The organism is Priestia sp. JV24 (assembly GCF_025910025.1).
Lineage (GTDB): Bacteria > Bacillota > Bacilli > Bacillales > Bacillaceae_H > Priestia > Priestia megaterium.
In genome coordinates, this window is record NZ_JAPCIN010000023.1 from 251,033 (window position 1) to 269,067 (window position 18,035).

Sequence of the window (18,035 nt, forward strand, 5' to 3'; positions counted from 1 at the left end):
AAAACCAGCCCTTTGGCTGGTTTTCATTATTCTTTTCCTAAGTTGCCGACAAACTCCGAGAGCGTTTTCAATTCTTTATCTGAACCTTTGAAAACACCTTTTGGCATATTGCCTCTACCATTTTTTGCGATCTTGGCGATTTCCTCAGGAGATAAATCAATTCCTGTTAAAGCCGGAGCCGCAGGACCTCCCTGTAAGTTATCACCATGACAGGTTAAGCACGTTTGCTTTTGCATGATTTTGTAGCCTTCTGAATTTTTGTCAATCGCTACTTCTTCTCTAATTTTCCCTTGCTCTTCACGCGCTTTCCAGTCCACCTGTGTCGCTGACTGCCACGTTAGGAAATAGACTGCTGCTATAGCCAAAAGCATGAATCCTGTTGCAAACGGCCTCTTAGCTGGTCTTCTTTCTGGTCCTCGATCAATGAACGGAGCAAGCATTAATGCGCCAAATGCAATCCCTGGAATAATAAATGCACCTATAATATTATATGGACCAGAAGCAAATGAATATTTAAGCAATTGATATAGGAACAAAAAATACCAGTCAGGAAGAGGCAAGTACCCCGTATCAGTCGGATCGGCAATACGTTCAAGAGGAGATGGATGAGCGATGGTTAAACATAGATAACCGATTAAAAAAACTGCCCCTACCATCCATTCTTTTAGTAAAAAGTTTGGCCAGAATGCTTCTGTTTTCCCTGGAAATTCAGAGTAATCTTTTGGAATATTGGGTTTTCGTTCTGCAGGAACACGTGAATCTCCAACAAACTTCATCCCTTTACCACGATGCATGTTCTCCCTCCTTTTTCTCACTGTTCTAGTGAAAGTACTAACAACGGAGTATGTGCTTGATGCATATGATGACTAGTGTGATTGAATACTTCTTGAATAAAGTGTATAAAATTTTATAGTGGTCCTGAAATTCCTTGTTTACGAATCATTAAGAAGTGGGCACCCATTAAGCCAAGTAGAGCTCCGGGTAAAAAGAATACGTGAATGGCGAAAAAGCGAGTTAGTGTTTGAGCACCAACGATGTCTGGATGTCCTGAGAGTAATGTCTTCACTTGCTGGCCTATAATTGGTGTGGATTCAGCAATTTGCAAACCTACTTTCGTTGCAAATAGCGCTTTCATATCCCACGGCAACAAATAACCTGTAAAACCTAAACCTAACATAACAAAGAAAATTAACACACCCACAATCCAGTTTAACTCGCGGGGTTTTTTGTATGCTCCTTGGAAGAAAACACGCAGTGTATGTAAAAACATCATGACGATAACCAAACTTGCTCCCCAGTGATGCATACCTCGAACAATTTGTCCGAAAGCGACTTCATTTTGCAGATAATAAACGGATTCCCATGCATTTTTTATATCTGGTACATAATACATGGTTAAAAACATGCCTGATAAAATTTGAATAACGGTAACAAAAAACGTTAATCCACCAAAACAATACACAAATGCTGAAAAGTGATGTGCAGGATTTACGTGCTCTGGCACTTCATGATCGGCCACATCTCGCCATAAAGGAGTAATATCTAGCCGTTCATCCACCCAGTCATAGATTTTATTCAACATTTTCTATGCCCCTCCTTGTGGTTTGGCTTTTCCTAGATATAACGTACCGCCTTTTACTTTTTGAACGTATACATCTAACGGTCCCATCGGTGGTGTCCCCGGTACATTTTTACCGCTTTTTTCATACATTCCCCCATGACAAGGGCAGTAGAAACGGTGTGGATAGTTTTTGTCACCAGCCCAGTTAACCGTACAGCCTAAATGCTTACAAATTGGTGACAGCGCGACGATTTCACCTTTATCAGTTTTGTACACCCAAGCCGATCTTGGCTCTTCTGATTTATGCCACGCATCCACTTGCTTGATTTTAAAATCGACACGTTTCGGCTCTTTTGTAATGTCTTTAACCTGCGCCACAGCTACTAAATCCTGACCCGCTTCTTTTTCTAAAATTGGATCTACTGCGAAGCGCACCATTGGCATTAACATTCCAGCAGCCATAAATCCCCCTACACCAGTGAGCGTATAGTTTAAAAACTGTCGTCTTGATACCCGATCACCCATGCTTTTCCCCCCTTTAAAAAAGTTCAGTCCAGAGAATTTTGGACACATGATGGACCATTCTATTAAACTAGGACATAATCATGATATATTAATATTTCTGGAAGGTCAATACAATAAAAACCTAAAACATGGAAATAATCTTTATTTTTCTAAATTTTTCGTCATTATTTTGTTTGCGCTTCCATTACTTATTCTACAGTCTTTTTAAACACTCCATTTCTCTAAAAAAATCGGCAGGAGCTGTTGAACTTGTTCATGTATGAGCGTATACTTATGCGACTCGTCTATATGCTCAAGCGGTAAAGCAGGTATCCAAATGCAGTGAGCCCCTATTTCTTTTTCATATTGCAGCCAGTCTCGGTCGCTAGTAAGCACAAAAAGATGTTTGACTTCATTGTCATTTATATGCTCATTCCAACGAAGTAATGTTTCATAAACAGCAGCTACTCCATCTTTTTTTAAATATGTAAAACTAGGTGTTAAAATCACTCTTCCTTTAAATTGCCTCTCTAACTCTTCAGTAAGAGCAGTCGTATATTCACTCATAGATGCAGTAAGCTTTAAATCTTCTCCGAAATCAATCGGAATGAGTGGAACCAATACAGTATCAACATAACTTTTGGATTGTAAGTATACATCCATTTCCTTGGCCTGAAGCTTCAACTTCCTTCTCCTCTCAGCAAGCCCGCTAAAGCTTGTCTTATTTATTTTCCAAAATGAATAAGGAGATAAAAAAAGAGATTGACCTTTTTCTAAGAAGCTAGCCAATCCCTCATTTATCTACTGTACATAATGGTTATTTAAATATTCGCTTAAGCGCTGAAATTCCTCTTTATCGTTTTCATCTAATGCTTTATCAATTAGTTCCATGATTTTTGATCGCTGAAACTTCTGAATAGATTCTTCCAATATTTGCTCAGCTAATACTCTGTCTTTTTCATTTGTTTGATTAGCTTTTGGCATATACGGATTGTCTTCCAGTACAGCCACATATTGAGGCGATGAATACAACGATCGGAAGTTTAATTGAATATAAATGTCTTCTTCTCGATTCAAACGAATATCATGAAATGATTTTTCTGCATCAGTTGTCATGATATTTTCTTTATAAAAACGAAATGGAGGGTCTTCCACACAGTGCGTAGACATCACCATCCCGCGAGGACAAAACTGTGCTTGCTCAACGAAGTGAACTCGTTTCATCAATTGATCATGGCTCATCAAATAATTTAAAATCCATACACATTCTCTTCGCTTCAGCTGATAATTCGTTAAAAACCAGCGAACAAATTCTTTTTTCTCGTTGACAGTAACAGGGGTCGTCATATTCTCACTTCCCTCCTCTGTGTTTAAACTCTCAGTTAAAACACCTTTTACAGTTATTTATTCCACACGGCAGCAATAAAATCCTCTGAACTATTATTTATTCTTCTAATTGAAATAATATGTCTTGAATTTCATCTACTGTTGGATCCATTGCTAATAAGGCTTGGAAAATCCCCTTCGCTTTCGAGCGCTGTCCTTCTTCTAATAAGAAGTAGCCATACTCTTCTAAAAACGCATACTCTTCTTTAAAAACAGTGTATGCAGATTCGTAGTATTTTAGCGCTGCTTCATAATTTTCTAATTCTTGGTGAGCTTTTGCTAAATCCCATTCAAAATGAGGATCATGCTCATTATATTCTTTGGCGTGCTCGATATTCTCTACTACATCTTCATATCTCTCTTGACTCATATAAAGTTTAGAGAGAGTTAAAATGGCTTCAATATACCCTGGATCTAGTGCAATCGCTTGTTGAAATGCCGATTCAGCCTCTTCTTCTAGACCGCGCTTTAATGCTATCTTCCCTTTAAAAAAGTAAAGTTCTTTTTGAAATTCATCCTGCGCAATACCTTCGTTAACAGCCACCGCAGCCTCTTCTAGCATCTCTTCATGTTCATATGATTTTGCTAAATATAAATAAAGAGAATGGTACTCACGGTCTAGCTCTTTTAGTTCTGTGAACTTTTCAATAGCGGTCTGATAATGACCTGCTTGATACGCTGAAATCGCATATTCAAATAGTGTGTTAATCTCAAGCTTATCTTTTAGCGCTTGATCAAAGTAAGGAAGCGCTTCTTCGAACTGACCGATACCTGCTAAACTTTCAGCTAATCGCTGACGAAGATCTGTGCCGTTAAATTCTTTTTCTGTTTTTAGCAGCGTTTGATAAAAAGGAATCGCCTTTTGATAAATTCCTTGACTGCTGTAAAATTCACCGAGCCCAAAATCTATAACCGGCTCATTTGGAAGCATTTTTTTCGCTTGCATTAATTTTTGCTCACTTACTTCACTAAGGCCTTGCATTTGATATAAGTCAGCTACAAGAAGCAGAGCTGGCACGTAGTTATCATCTTCGCTGCTAATTTGATTTAAAATATGAATCGCTTCTTCTTCTTCTTCTAAATCGATAAGCATTTCAGCTTTTAATAAATACAGCTCGCCTTCTTCTGGGTATTTAGCGATGAGCTCGTCTATTAAAGGCAGCGCATCATTTACTAGTCCCCACTCTTGAAGCTGTTCAGCCATTAAAAATTTTTCTTCGTCTGTAGCTTTATCTTTCAATTCATGAATAAGGGCAAGACCTTTTTCAATTTCATTGGATTCTACGTAACCTATCGCGCGGTCTAGTTCTTTCACACACAATTCTCCTTTATTATTACATTCACTTTTTATATACAAATAAAACGAATTAATTTTCTATTCTTTTCAAACCGAAGCAAGAACACATGCTTCTATACACCATGATAAAATAGTTTGAGCGTTTGTTCAACAAATCAATTTGAATACGCTTACATTTTTCAAATAAAAATCCGAACGAGTTTGATTCTCTATTAAGAACATCAATTCATCGTTCGGATTTTCCTTCAACCAAAATGCGCTTGTTCCAGCCTCTTTCTTATTCGCTTAGTTTATCAAGATCTTCAAAGAAAGTAGGATAGGAGACGTGAATAGCTTCACTTCTCATTAGTGTTACCTCTCCCGTTGCAATGGCTGCTGCGACCGCAAGCATCATTCCAATTCGATGATCTCCATAGCTGTCTACTTCACCACTTTTTAGAGCCGCCTTGCCTTCAATGATGAGGCCATCAGCTGTTGGAGTAACAGAGGCACCGAGCTTGCTTAACTCCGTTGCAACCGTATCGATACGGTTCGTTTCTTTTACTTTTAATTCTTCGGCATCTTTAATAACTGTTTTCCCATTGGCCTGAGTCGCCAAAAGAGCGATTACTGGAATTTCATCAATTAAACGAGGAATTACATCCCCCCCAATTTCAATCCCTTTCAACTGAGACGTTTCAATCGTCAAATCGCCAATAGGCTCTCCATTTTGAATACGTTCATTAGAAATTGTAAGGCGTGCACCCATTTGCTGAAGCACATCAATAATACCTGTTCTTGTAGGGTTGAGCCCGACGTTTTTCAAAACGATTCGGCTGTTTGGAACAATGGCTCCTGCAACAAGAAAGAACGCGGCTGAAGAAATGTCACCAGGTACGTATACATCCGTTCCGCGCAGAGATTGTCCTCCTTCAATGCTTACAGTCGTTCCATCTACCTCTACGTCTACTCCAAAGGCGCGAAGCATACGCTCTGTATGGTCCCGTGATGTAAAAGGCTCGGTTACTTTTGTTGTGCCTTCCGCATGAAGTCCCGCTAGTAAAATCGCTGATTTTACTTGTGCACTTGCTACAGGAGAATGGTAATGAATTGCTTTTAAAGCTCCTCCTCGAGTGGATAAAGGCGTATATTGGCCGTGCTCACGCCCATCAATCTTTGCACCCATAGAGCGCAGGGGCACCGTAACGCGGCTCATAGGACGCTTGGCAATCGACTCATCTCCAATTAGAGACGTATGAAATGGCACACCTGCAAGAATCCCAAGCATTAAACGAGTAGTCGTTCCTGAATTTCCTACATCTAAGATAGAAGCAGGTTCACTTAACCCTTCGATACCTTTACCTTCTACTTCGACATACTCGTCTTCTCTTTTAATCGATACGCCCATCTTTTCAAAACACGAAATCGTACTTAAGCAATCTTCCCCTGCTAAAAAATGATTAATCGTTGTTTTCCCTTCTGCCATCGCTCCGAACATCACAGCTCTGTGAGAAATCGATTTATCTCCAGGAATAGAAATTTCTCCTTGGAGAGATGAAAGATTAGTTTTTAATTGTTTTCCACTCATTTCATTCACACCTTTCGTACATTAAGAAATAAACGTCTGATATTGATGCTGATGGAGACACGCTCTTGCCCGCTTTCTATCTTCCTCTGTTTGAAAGCTCAAACGTAATACTCCGTATATGTCTTCTCGTGTTTCTAAAATTCGAATGTTTGTAATACTGATTTCATCTTCTGCTAAATAACCCGTTACTTCTGAAATAATCCCCGGATAGTCAGGAACATCCACATAGAGATCATAAAAGGATGGAATCGCTCCTTTGGTTCGTACAGGAAGCTGATCTCTAAATTGTTTTGCTTGTGAAAAATATGTATAGATATCGTTCGCGTCTTTTCGTTCGATCATATTTCGCACGTCGTTCATTTCTTCAAGCCAGTGGTCAAACATTGAAAGAAGCGCATCCTGGTTATGAAGCAAGATATCTCTCCACATCGCTGGACTGCTTGAAGCAATACGTGTAATATCACGAAACCCTCCAGCTGCAAGCTGCGAAACTAGCTGGTTGTCTTGTTGGTAATATTCTGCTTGATGAACAAGGCTTGCAGCAATAATATGAGGAAAATGGCTGATGACACCCGCTAATTTATCATGTTCTTTTGGTGACATCACAATAATTTTAGCTTTTGTACCACTTAGCAATTCCTTTAAACTGCCTAAAGCCTCCGAAGAAGTAGAAGATGAAGGTGTTAATACATACATTGCATTTTCAAACAAATGAGCTTTAGAAGCAGCTACTCCGCTTTTATGAGACCCAGCCATTGGGTGACCGCCGATAAACTCAATACCTTTAGCAATAAGAGCTCCCGCTGTTTTCACGACCTCTTCTTTTGTACTTCCTACGTCTGTGACGATAACAGACTGTTTAAGCGTAAAATATTCTAACTGTTTTAGCACTTCCGCTGCTTGAGTGACCGGAATGGCAATAACAATATAATCCGCTTGCTCCGCGCCTTGTTGTAAAGAAGAAGCCGCTTGGTCAATTACACCTAGAGTTTTGGCAAGCTCCAGCTGCTCTTGATTAATGTCAAAACCTATTACATCAAGATGATGATGCGTCTTTTTTATATTAAGTGCCAGCGATCCTCCAATTAACCCCAAACCTATAACAAAAACATTTTCTTTCACTTTCCTTCACCTCATTGTACATATGAAGATGAGAGTGTGAAATCACACTCTCATCTTTTACTATATTAGGTATTAAGCTTTCGCTGCTGCTTGGTTAACAAACTGCTGAAGCAATTCAATAATTTGTTCATTTTGTTCTTTTGTTCCCACTGTAATACGAACGGAAGTTGGGAAGCCTAATGCATTCCCTGAACGAACAATAAATCCGCGTTGCAATAAAAATTGAAACACTTCATCGCCTTGACGGCCAAAATCGATTAGAACAAAATTAGTGAAAGACGGATAATAGTTTAAGCCATTCTTATCACAGAAAGCATAGTATTGCTGCAAACCTTCTTCATTTTTCTTTTTACACTCTTCAATGAACGCTTGGTCTTCAAGAGCAACGATTGCTGCTTTTTGAGCCATGCGGCTTGTATTAAAAGGTTCACGAGCCGGCTCAATTTTTTGTAGCAATGATTCGTTTGCAATACCGTAACCAATGCGCAAAGAAGCTAAGCCGTATGCTTTTGAAAATGTGCGAAGTACAATTAAGTTTTCGTATTCATTCAAAAACTCTACCGTATCCGGATAGTCGGCTTGATCTGCTGCATACTCAAAATAGGCTTCATCCATAACGATTAATGTATGCTTAGGAACTTGTTTCATAAAAGAAATTAACTCATCGCCCTTCACATACGTTCCCGTTGGATTATTAGGACTGCATACCCACACAATTGTCGTATTTTCATCAATTGCACGAAGCATAGCATGTAAATCATGATCTCCGCCGCGCAGCGGTACTTCACGAATTTCTGCACCTTCAATTACGGCATTGTGCTTATATTGAGGAAATGACGGCGTCGGCATGACAGTATTGGTATCAGCCGATAGCAAAGCTCGGCAAATAATTTGAATGACTTCATCAGACCCATTTCCAAAAATCAGCTGATCTTGCTCTACGCCTACGTGCTTTGCTACTGCTGCACGCAGTTCAGCTGCATAGCCGTCTGGATAAAGCGCCATATTTTCGATTTCTGCAGCAATCGCCTCTTTTACTAAAGCAGAACTGCCGTAAGGATTTTCATTAGACGCTAATTTTACAACGCGATCTAAATTAAATTCACGCTTTACTTCTTCAATTGGCTTACCTGGTTTATATGGAGATAAAGTTAGTAATTGTTCTTTTACCTTCAACGTGTTACACCTCGCATTTTTGTATAGGCGAAACGATGGATGCAACATACTCCTCAATTTGATTTAATCCGTCTCGGCGTGTATCCTTATTTAAAAGAACTTGTTCAAGCTGGCCAATTTTATTAACAATTGCACTTCCAATTACAATGCCGTCGCTATGTTCTTTTAATACCTCTACTTGTTCACTTGTTGAAATCCCAAAACCGACGGCAACCGGTATAGAAGCTGCTGCTTTCACATCTTCTAAAAAGGTGCCAATATCAGCTGGCAACGTAGAGCGAACCCCAGTAACGCCTAAAGACGACACGCAATATAAGAAGCCCGTTGCATCTGCAGCGATTTTTTGGATACGCTCTTTAGATGTAGGAGCAACCATTGAAATGTAGGCAACTTCATTTTCAGCGGCAAGCTCTCGGATACGGCCACTCTCTTCGTACGGTAAATCCGGAATTAGCACTCCATCTATTTCATTTTCTCGCATTAACGCGAAAAAGGATTCTAAACCTAATTGTAACACAGGATTAAAATAGGTAAAGAGAATTACCGGTATTTTCACACCTTTTTTTCTCATCACCGATACAAGCTTAATGGCTTTTGAAATAGACATGCCGCCAGATAAAGCTCTTTTAGACGCCTCTTGAATAATTGGACCATCTGCTAAAGGGTCAGAATATGGTACGCCCAGCTCTAAAATAGAAGCACCTTGCTTTTGCAAAGACAAAGCAATTTCCACCGTTGCATCTTCATGAGGATCTCCTGCCGTAATAAATGGAATAAACAATGTTTCATGTTTAGGTAGTCTCGCTTCAAACGTATTCATGTTCTTCTTCCTTCCCTTCTAGCAAGTTTACTAATGTATGAACGTCCTTATCTCCTCGACCTGACAAGCAAATTAAAATGGTTTCTTCTTTCGTCATGCTTTTGGCCAGTTCAAATGCTTTTGCCAACGCATGGGCGGACTCAATAGCCGGGATGATTCCCTCTGTTTTCGCCAGCAGCTGAAGAGCTTCGATTGACTCATCATCCGTTACACTTTCATATTCTACTCGTCCAATAGATGAAAGGTGAGAATGCTCTGGACCGATACCTGGATAATCCAAACCTGCTGAAATAGAATAAGGCTCTGTAATCTGACCATTTTCATCTTGAAGTAAATACGTGAGCGTTCCGTGAATAACACCTTTTGTGCCTTTAGCCATTTTAGCAGCATGGAGGGCTGTATTTAGTCCTTTCCCTCCTGCTTCTACGCCGATCAAGCGTACATTTTCTTCTTTAATAAAATCATAAAACATTCCGATTGCATTACTGCCGCCTCCGACGCATGCCACGACAGCATTCGGAAGTTTGCCTTCTACCGCTGTAAACTGTTCTTTTGCTTCTTCTCCAATAATTTTTTGGAAATCTCGAACCATTTTAGGATAAGGGTGCGGTCCAATGGCCGAACCAATTAAGTAAAAATGATCTTCGCAATGTTGAACCCAGTAGCGAATTGCTTCATTTGTTGCATCTTTTAGCGTTTTTGTCCCAGAAGTTGCAGGAATGACTTCCGCTCCTAGAAGCTTCATGCGAAAGACGTTCAACGCCTGACGTTCAATATCTTCTTCTCCCATGAATACTTTACATTCCATTCCGAACTTTGCAGCTACTGTAGCTGTGGCTACCCCGTGCTGACCCGCTCCTGTTTCAGCAATAATTTTTGTTTTTCCCATACGTTTAGCAAGTAAAATCTGTCCAATGGCATTATTGATTTTGTGAGCACCCGTATGATTTAAGTCTTCACGTTTCAAATAAATTTTTGCTCCGCCGAGCGTTTCGGTAATATTATCAGCATATGTTAAAGCTGTTGGTCGCCCAGAGTAGTTAACAAGTAAGGATAGATACTCATCTTTAAATGCCGGATCTTTCATTGCTTGATTCAAAGCTGCTTCTACTTCTTCAAGTGGCTTCATTAATGTTTCAGGTACGTATTTTCCGCCAAATTCACCAAAGCGGCCAAATTCATCAGGATGATTGTATGTCATAGTATGATCTTCCTTTCAATCTCTATAATTTTTGTATAGTCCTTCGTTCCATTTGTTTCAATACCGCCAGAAATATCAATCGCCCCAGGCTTGTAGGGTAACAAGTTCTCAATGTTACAAGCATTGATTCCTCCAGCAATAAAGCATTTTTTACCTAACCTTTGGGCAGCTGATTCATACTGAGGAACGAAACTCCAATCAAAAGCGACGCCCGTTCCTCCAAATTGTTCTTTAACCTTGCTATCAATTACATACCCGTCAGCCTTTTCATATACATGCATTTGCTGCACCGTTTCTTTATTGTGAGGGAGCGCTTTCCATACTTCATATCCACGCTGCTTTAACCGACGTACGTCCGCAGCTGTTTCTTGCCCGTGGCACTGAATTACATCTAAATTTGTTACGGAGGCAATTTCAAGTATTTGATCTACCGGTGTATTAACAAATACCCCTACTAGCGAGACTTGTTTTTTTATTTCATCCGTTACAAACTCATTTACTCGTTCAGGCTTTACATATCGTTTACTTCTAGGATAGAAAATAAAGCCAATGTGAGTAGCAGCCGACTTTTCGATTAAAGCTATATCTTGTTTTGATCGAATACCACAGTACTTAATGAGCATATTCACTTTCCCCAAACAGCTTTTCAATCGCTTTGGTTTGATTATCCTGTCTCATAAGCGATTCCCCTACTAAAATAGCTTTTGCTCCCGCTTCTTTTACGTAGGAAACATCATCGTATAAGTAAATTCCGCTTTCACTCACTAGCAGCTGATTTTTCGGAACATGCTTGGCTATTTCTTTGGTCTGCTGCACGCTGGTTTCAAACGTGTGAAGATTTCGATTATTAATACCAATAATCTTCGGGGTAAATACAGCTAGCAGCTTTTCAAGCGTTTCTAGAGAATGCACTTCTACTAAACAATCTAACTCTTTTTCAGCAGCTTGAAGATAAAGCTCTTGCAATTTTAATGGTTCAAGTACTTCTCCAATGAGTAAAATAGCATCAGCACCGATTCTTGCACTTTCTTCCACTTGAATGGAATCAATGATGAAATCCTTGCGAAGCACAGGGATAGAGACATGCTGTTTAATGTCACTTAAAAACGTTCGGTTTCCTTGAAAATAGTGCTGATCTGTTAACACAGACAAAGCATCTGCTTTCCCTTTCTCGTAGGCTTTAGCAATTTCCACAGGCTGAAAATTCTCTTTTATTAATCCTTTGGAAGGAGAAGCTTTTTTCACTTCTGCAATAAGAGCCAGCTCTCGATTCGGATTTGATAAAGCGTCTAAGAATGATCGTTTTGCAACATTTTGCTGTTCGGGTAACTGTAAGTTTTGAATTTCTTCTTTTTTTGTTTCAATAATTTTATTGAGCATGTTCAACCACCTTTTTCGATTTCAATCGTTGTAATTGTGTGTATGCAGCACCTGATTCAATTGTTTCTAAAGCTACAGCTACTCCTTCTTCAAAAGTAGAAACGTTTCCGCTAACGTAAATAGCTGCAGCAGAGTTTAATACGACTGCGTTTTTAGCAGTTACATTGCTTTTATTTAAAAATAGCGATTCAATAAGCTCGGCACTCGATTTCGCATCTTCTACCACTAAGTCTTCAAGCTTCCCTCTCTGTAAGTGTACATCCTCTGGTGCAAGCGTATATTCTGTAATGACATTGCCCTGTACTTCTACAACATCCGTTACAGCCGTGGCACTGATTTCATCTAAACCGTCTCTGCCCGCAACCAGAAGGACGTGGTTAGCTCCCAGTACAACAAGCGCTTCTGCTAATTTTCGTGCAAGCTCAATGGAATAAACGCCAATTACTTGCTTTGTGCAGTTAGTAGGGTTTGCTAATGGACCTAATGCATTAAAAACCGTTCTAAATCCTAATTCCTTTCGAGTAGCAGCAACGTGTTTCATAGCAGGGTGATAAAGCGGCGCAAATAAAAAGGACATATTGAGGTCAGCCACCGCATTTTTCACTTCTTTTTCATTTCCTTGAATCCATATATCCAGATGTTCTAACACGTCGGCGCTTCCGCTTTTAGAAGATACGGCTCGATTCCCATGTTTCGCAACCTTTACTCCCGCAGCAGATGCCACAATTGCACTAGCCGTTGAGATATTAAACGTAGAGGCCCCGTCTCCTCCGGTACCGCATGTATCTACTACGTTTAATTCTTCTAGAGAAATAGCATTCATATTATTTTTCATACCTCGGACAAAACCAACAATTTCATCGACGGTTTCTCCTCGGTACGTTAAGATGGTTAGTACGCTAGCAATTTGAGCTGCCGGGACTTTACCGTTCATAATATCATTCATAATTTTTTCTGCTTCTTCCGCTGAAAGTGACTCACCGCGCAAACACTTTTTTAACAATTCTTTAAACATATACATCCTCCTTTTTATCGTAGATGTCTTGGGCTAATTGAATTGTTTTGATTAAAGCGCTAGCTTTATTGCGGGTTTCTTTCCACTCAAGCTCCGGTTTTGAGTCAGCAACCACTCCTGCTCCAGCCTGGATATAAGCGGTCTGATCTTTCAAAAGAATGGTCCGAATCGCAATGCACGAATCAATGTTTCCATCAAATCCGAGATATGCTACGGTTCCTGCATATACATTTCGCGCCACTGGTTCAATTTCATTTAAGATTTGCATCGCTCGCACTTTTGGAGCGCCAGATACGGTACCCGCTGGAAATGCAGAAAGCAGCGCATCAATGGGATGTACTTTTTCGTCAAGGCGCCCTGTCACTTTAGAAATCAAGTGCATGACGTGCGAAAAGTTAACCTGCTGCATTAATACTGGTGTTTGGACACTTCCATACTGTGCAACTCGGCCGATGTCATTTCTTGCTAAGTCCACGAGCATATAGTGTTCTGCCCGCTCTTTTTCATCGTTAATTAAGTCTTCGTATAAGCGCGCATCTTCTTCTGCATCCCTGCCACGTCTTCTCGTTCCTGCAATCGGATGAATTTCTAAATGGCCGTTTTCAATTTGAATCAACCGCTCAGGAGAACTTCCAATTAGCTCCACGCCTTTTACTTTCACGTAAAATAAATAAGGAGAGGGATTAACTAATCGCAATACTCTGTAAATATCAAATCCAGCTACGGTCGTATCAATTTGAAATCTCTGCGACAATACGGCTTGAAAAACATCTCCGCTTTTAATGTATTCCTTAATTTTTTCCACATCTTGCACAAATTTATCTTTTTGGTATGACGATGTCACGCCTTCAAAGCTAACTTCGCGCTGCTCGCTTTCAAACATCATTGGCTTTTCTTTCACCGTCTGCGCTATTCTTTCAACATATCTATTGATCTCTGCTAGAGCTTCACGGTATTTTTCTTTTTTCTGCTGCTCTTTGTCTTGCTCATTAAGCTGAATGTAGTGAATCACCATAAGCTCTTTTGTTTGATGATTGTACGCAAGCATCGTTTGACAATAGATAAAGTGAAAAGTAGGCATGTTCAAATCATTTTGGGCATGTACGTTCACTTTTTCAATTTGCGATACGGCGTCGTAGCTGATAAACCCTACTGCTCCTCCTTTAAAAGGAAGTGCAAGGTCTGGTACTTTCACTTTCAGCTCTTGCTGAATTTTACAAAACACCTCTTTAAAGCTGTCTCCTTGCAGCATAGGCTGAAGCTGCTTGTTTTTTGCTAGATAGCTTCCGTTTTCTTCCTCAACATACAAAAATGGATTTAAGCCAATAAAAGAATAATTGGACCATGGTGATGATTCATCATTACTTTCAAGCAAATATACGGCTTCATCTTTTACTTGTTGAAAAAGATCAACAGGTGTCATGCTATCGATAAATATTTTTTTTATAATTGGAATGGTTAAATACTCTGTAGAGTCTTCTAAAAAAGAAGTATACGTGTTCGTCATATCTTTCAATCCTCCATTTCATGGAGAATGAGAATAGATGAGGTTATATAAAAGAGGATATAATAAATAAACCCAAAGACACATCAAAAATGGGCCTTTGGGTATACGAATGGTAAAATTCACTCAACTAAACTCTGCTCAACTGTCTCATTCTCGTCTACCCTAATCTCAACTAAACTGTCTATTGTTTTCTCATAACTAAAATCTCTAAACTAACTTGTTACCAATTGTAGTACGTTTCAAATTCATTTGTCAACTACTATCTACTTGACTTTAGACGAAACTAAGCTTTAAGCTCTTCATTCAGCAGTTTAAGAATCACTTCATCTTCTACTTGTTGAACAAAAGGTTTGCCTATGCCTTCAAGCAGTACCATGTGAACATTGCTTGATTTAGACTTCTTGTCCGCTTTCATTCTTACAAGCAGTTTTTCAGCTGAAAGATGGTTTGGGACAGACGTCTTGTAGCCAAATTTTTCAAACCATTTCGCAATGTCGTCCACAGAGAACTGACTTTTTTCAAGAACATTGCTGACTTTCATAGCAAACAGCATACCAATCGCTACGCCTTCTCCGTGACTGATTTTTCCATAGCCGCACTCCGCTTCGATCGCATGCCCTAGCGTATGTCCAAAGTTCAGATGAGCGCGAACGCCAGCTTCTGTCTCATCTTCTTTTACAACAGATGCTTTGACTAAAATACCGTTTTGAATAGCATAAATTAATTTTTCATCTTTTAAATCAGTCAGCGATTGTATATTTTGCTGGAGCCATTTATAAAATTCTTCATCGTGAATAAAAGCGTGTTTAATCACTTCTGCAAAACCGGAACGCCACTCTCTTTCGGGAAGCGTTTTAAGAAGATCAATATCATAAACAACCGCTTCAGGCTGATAAAAAGCACCAATCATATTTTTTCCAAGCTCATGATTAATGGCTACTTTACCGCCTACAGCACTATCGTGAGCAAGAAGCGTTGTTGGCACTTGAATAAAAGAAATTCCTCTCATATAAGTAGCGGCTACAAATCCAGCTAAATCGCCTACTACCCCTCCGCCAAAAGCAATAACGAGCGCATTGCGGTCAAGCTGCTGTTCGAGCGCAAATGTCTGACAATCGTAGTAATGTTGAAATGACTTTGCATGTTCACCGCTTGGCACTACGTATTTAGCCACTTTAAACTTTGTATCGATCGCTTTTACAACCGCTTCTCCATAATATGAATCTACAGCTGAATCGGTGATGATTAACACGGACGACAGATTAGGTTTTACACTCTCGATAATAGAAGGCAGCTTTTCAATTAATCCATTTCCTAAATAAAGAGGATATGTTTTGGATAAAGTTTGAATATCAATTTGCAACATTAAAACTCCCTCGCATGTGCACGCATTTTCTCAATATTTTCAGCAATTAAATCAATTCGGTCTTGTCCAAACTGTTCGATTAGCGCATCAGCCAATTCCCAAGCTACAACGGCTTCTGCTACAACGCTTGCCGCCGGCACAGCGCAGCTGTCTGAACGTTCGATGCTTGCCTCGAAGGCTTCTTTTGTTTCAATATCAACACTTTTTAACGGCTTGTAAAGCGTTGGAATAGGCTTCATTACTCCGCGTACTACAATTGGCATACCTGTTGTCATGCCGCCTTCAAAGCCGCCTAAGTTGTTTGTTTTACGGGTATACCCGTTCTTTTCATCCCATAGAATTTCGTCATGAACTTCGCTTCCTGGTCTGCGAGCCGCTTCAAATCCAATCCCAAACTCAACGCCTTTAAATGCATTAATGCTCATAACAGCTGCAGCAATCTTCGCATCTAATTTACGATCGTAATGAACATAGCTGCCTACTCCTGCTGGCACGCCTTCAATAATAACTTCTACTACGCCTCCGATAGAATCGCCATTTTTCTTAGCATCATCGATTGCTTGCATCATGTCTTTCTCAACAGCTGAGTCAAAACATCTTACTGGAGAAGCTTCAGTGACTTCTTGAAGTTCCTCTAAGCTTTTGTATTGAGGCGGATTTGCCTGTACGCCGCCAATTTCTAATACATGTCCAGCTACAGAAATCCCGAACTGAGCAAGAATTTGACGAGCGACAGCACCTGCTGCTACCCTTACAGTTGTTTCGCGAGCTGAAGAACGTTCTAATACATTTCTCATATCGCGATGACCATATTTAATAGCGCCGTTTAAATCGGCATGCCCTGGTCTTGGTCTTGAGATTTTACGCTTTACTTCTTCTGATTCTTCTTCAGAAATTGGCTCGATGCCCATAATTTTTGTCCAGTGTTTCCAGTCGTTATTTTCTACCGCTAACGTAATAGGAGATCCTAGCGTATAGCCGTGGCGGACACCGCTTAAAATTTCCGCTTGATCTTTTTCAATTTGCATACGTCTTCCGCGACCATGACCTTTTTGTCTTCGCGCTAAATCTGTATTGATGTCTTCGGCTGTTAAAGGAAGCCCTGCCGGAACACCCTCTAAAATAGTAGTCAATTGTGGACCATGTGATTCTCCTGCTGTTAAATATCGCATAATCGTACCTCCGCTTAATATGTATTATTCGTCAGAATTTTTCCATTTTTAAATATGACTATACCATACTATAACATAAGAATGTACAAAAAGTTTCACCTCAGCTTTTAAGAAACCGCTTCAGGTTGTCTCGATTAAATGGTCTTTACTTTTCTGTAAAAAAACGTATCAGCCGTTTCAAATCCATACTTTTGCGGAGTAAAAACCTGCTCTGTGCTACCTACAAATAAGATACCGCCAGGTGCTAAAGCTCTGCTAAATTTTTCATATAAAGCATGCTTTGCTTCATCTGTAAAATAAATAAGCACATTTCGACAAACAATCAAGTCAACGTTTTTTGGAAAAGAGTCTGACAGTAAGTTATGTTTCTGAAAAACAACTGTTTTTTTGATTTTTTCATCTAATAAGTACCCGGTTCCTCTTTGTTGAAAGTACTTATTTTTCATCGAAACAGGCATCTCCTGAAGTGAACGTTCATCATAAAAGCCTATTTTTGCTTTTTCGATCACTTTTTCATCCAAATCAGTCGCTAATATAGAAATACGCGAAAGAGGAAACAATGTTGATAAAACCATCGCTAGTGTATATGGCTCTTCCCCTGTTGAACAGGCAGCGCTCCACACTTTCAGGTCTGTTTTTCCTTTTACAAGAGCCGGTAAAATTTTTTGCTCCAATATATCCCACCGCTGATAGTTACGATAAAACTCTGAAACGTTAATCGTCATCCGATCTAAAAACTCCTCAAACAGTTCGCTGTTACTGCTCATCGCTCGATAATATTCAAAAAAACTAGAAAAACCTTTTTTTTCATAAAGGGAGGTGAGGCGGCGTTTCATTTGAGACTGCTTATATAGTGATAAATCAATGCCTGTTTTTATTTTTATTTTCTCCACAAACGCGTCGTATTCGTCTATCATTTTCGACTCTCCTTTCTCATTTCTATACGTTTATGTTAGACGTA

The 18,035-nt window shown here is 39.7% G+C and carries 18 protein-coding genes; all 18 read right to left on the bottom strand.

Going from position 1 to position 18,035, the window contains the following annotated elements; all coding sequences use genetic code 11:
* Window positions 1-26: 26 nt before the first annotated feature.
* The gene (locus tag OK414_RS22505) at window positions 27-794 is read right to left on the bottom strand and encodes a menaquinol-cytochrome c reductase cytochrome b/c subunit (protein WP_034649101.1); all 768 of its coding nucleotides are present in this window, start codon (window positions 792-794) and stop codon (window positions 27-29) included.
* 113 nt (window positions 795-907) lie between these two features.
* Window positions 908-1,582 (bottom strand): menaquinol-cytochrome c reductase cytochrome b subunit, encoded by a 675-nt coding sequence (qcrB, locus tag OK414_RS22510; protein ID WP_013058992.1) that lies wholly within the window; start codon window positions 1,580-1,582, stop codon window positions 908-910.
* A gap of 3 nt (window positions 1,583-1,585) precedes the next feature.
* Window positions 1,586-2,086: a ubiquinol-cytochrome c reductase iron-sulfur subunit gene (locus tag OK414_RS22515; RefSeq protein ID WP_013058993.1), complete on the bottom strand. Its 501-nt coding sequence runs from the start codon at window positions 2,084-2,086 to the stop codon at window positions 1,586-1,588.
* Between the two features lie 204 nt (window positions 2,087-2,290).
* Complete coding sequence (locus tag OK414_RS22520; RefSeq protein ID WP_230586508.1) at window positions 2,291-2,749, bottom strand: YpiF family protein; 459 nt, start codon at window positions 2,747-2,749, stop codon at window positions 2,291-2,293.
* A 117-nt stretch (window positions 2,750-2,866) separates the two neighbouring features.
* Window positions 2,867-3,412, bottom strand: coding sequence for a ReoY family proteolytic degradation factor (locus OK414_RS22525; RefSeq protein ID WP_013058996.1), 546 nt, complete (start codon window positions 3,410-3,412; stop codon window positions 2,867-2,869).
* A 97-nt stretch (window positions 3,413-3,509) separates the two neighbouring features.
* Entirely contained in the window at window positions 3,510-4,766 is a 1,257-nt protein-coding gene (locus OK414_RS22530) for a tetratricopeptide repeat protein (RefSeq protein WP_263045071.1), read from the bottom strand.
* 259 nt (window positions 4,767-5,025) lie between these two features.
* Window positions 5,026-6,315: a 3-phosphoshikimate 1-carboxyvinyltransferase gene (gene aroA / locus OK414_RS22535; protein ID WP_047930811.1), complete on the bottom strand. Its 1,290-nt coding sequence runs from the start codon at window positions 6,313-6,315 to the stop codon at window positions 5,026-5,028.
* A gap of 21 nt (window positions 6,316-6,336) precedes the next feature.
* Window positions 6,337-7,437, bottom strand: coding sequence for a prephenate dehydrogenase (locus OK414_RS22540; RefSeq protein ID WP_016765465.1), 1,101 nt, complete (start codon window positions 7,435-7,437; stop codon window positions 6,337-6,339).
* A 72-nt stretch (window positions 7,438-7,509) separates the two neighbouring features.
* Window positions 7,510-8,613, bottom strand: coding sequence for a histidinol-phosphate transaminase (gene hisC / locus OK414_RS22545; RefSeq protein WP_034649089.1), 1,104 nt, complete (start codon window positions 8,611-8,613; stop codon window positions 7,510-7,512).
* Between the two features lie 4 nt (window positions 8,614-8,617).
* Complete coding sequence (trpA, locus tag OK414_RS22550; protein WP_013084883.1) at window positions 8,618-9,433, bottom strand: tryptophan synthase subunit alpha; 816 nt, start codon at window positions 9,431-9,433, stop codon at window positions 8,618-8,620.
* Window positions 9,420-10,634 carry a tryptophan synthase subunit beta gene (gene trpB / locus OK414_RS22555; protein WP_013059002.1) on the bottom strand — a complete coding sequence of 405 codons (1,215 nt, stop codon included), beginning with the start codon at window positions 10,632-10,634 and terminating at the stop codon, window positions 9,420-9,422. Before trpB ends, trpA begins: the two co-directional genes overlap by 14 nt.
* Window positions 10,631-11,257 carry a phosphoribosylanthranilate isomerase gene (locus OK414_RS22560; RefSeq protein WP_016765467.1) on the bottom strand — a complete coding sequence of 209 codons (627 nt, stop codon included), beginning with the start codon at window positions 11,255-11,257 and terminating at the stop codon, window positions 10,631-10,633. The genes trpB and OK414_RS22560 overlap by 4 nt, the downstream gene beginning before the upstream one ends.
* Window positions 11,247-12,014, bottom strand: coding sequence for an indole-3-glycerol phosphate synthase TrpC (gene trpC, locus OK414_RS22565; protein WP_016765468.1), 768 nt, complete (start codon window positions 12,012-12,014; stop codon window positions 11,247-11,249). Before trpC ends, OK414_RS22560 begins: the two co-directional genes overlap by 11 nt.
* Window positions 12,004-13,029: an anthranilate phosphoribosyltransferase gene (gene trpD / locus OK414_RS22570; protein WP_034649083.1), complete on the bottom strand. Its 1,026-nt coding sequence runs from the start codon at window positions 13,027-13,029 to the stop codon at window positions 12,004-12,006. The genes trpC and trpD overlap by 11 nt, the downstream gene beginning before the upstream one ends.
* Window positions 13,022-14,536 carry an anthranilate synthase component I gene (trpE, locus tag OK414_RS22575; RefSeq protein ID WP_016765469.1) on the bottom strand — a complete coding sequence of 505 codons (1,515 nt, stop codon included), beginning with the start codon at window positions 14,534-14,536 and terminating at the stop codon, window positions 13,022-13,024. The genes trpD and trpE overlap by 8 nt, the downstream gene beginning before the upstream one ends.
* A gap of 283 nt (window positions 14,537-14,819) precedes the next feature.
* Entirely contained in the window at window positions 14,820-15,902 is a 1,083-nt protein-coding gene (gene aroB, locus OK414_RS22580; RefSeq protein WP_034649081.1) for a 3-dehydroquinate synthase, read from the bottom strand.
* Window positions 15,902-17,074 (bottom strand): chorismate synthase, encoded by a 1,173-nt coding sequence (gene aroC / locus OK414_RS22585; protein ID WP_013059008.1) that lies wholly within the window; start codon window positions 17,072-17,074, stop codon window positions 15,902-15,904. Before aroC ends, aroB begins: the two co-directional genes overlap by 1 nt.
* Before the next feature lie 134 nt (window positions 17,075-17,208).
* Complete coding sequence (locus OK414_RS22590) at window positions 17,209-17,991, bottom strand: CheR family methyltransferase (protein WP_263045072.1); 783 nt, start codon at window positions 17,989-17,991, stop codon at window positions 17,209-17,211.
* Between the last annotated feature and the right edge of the window lie 44 nt (window positions 17,992-18,035).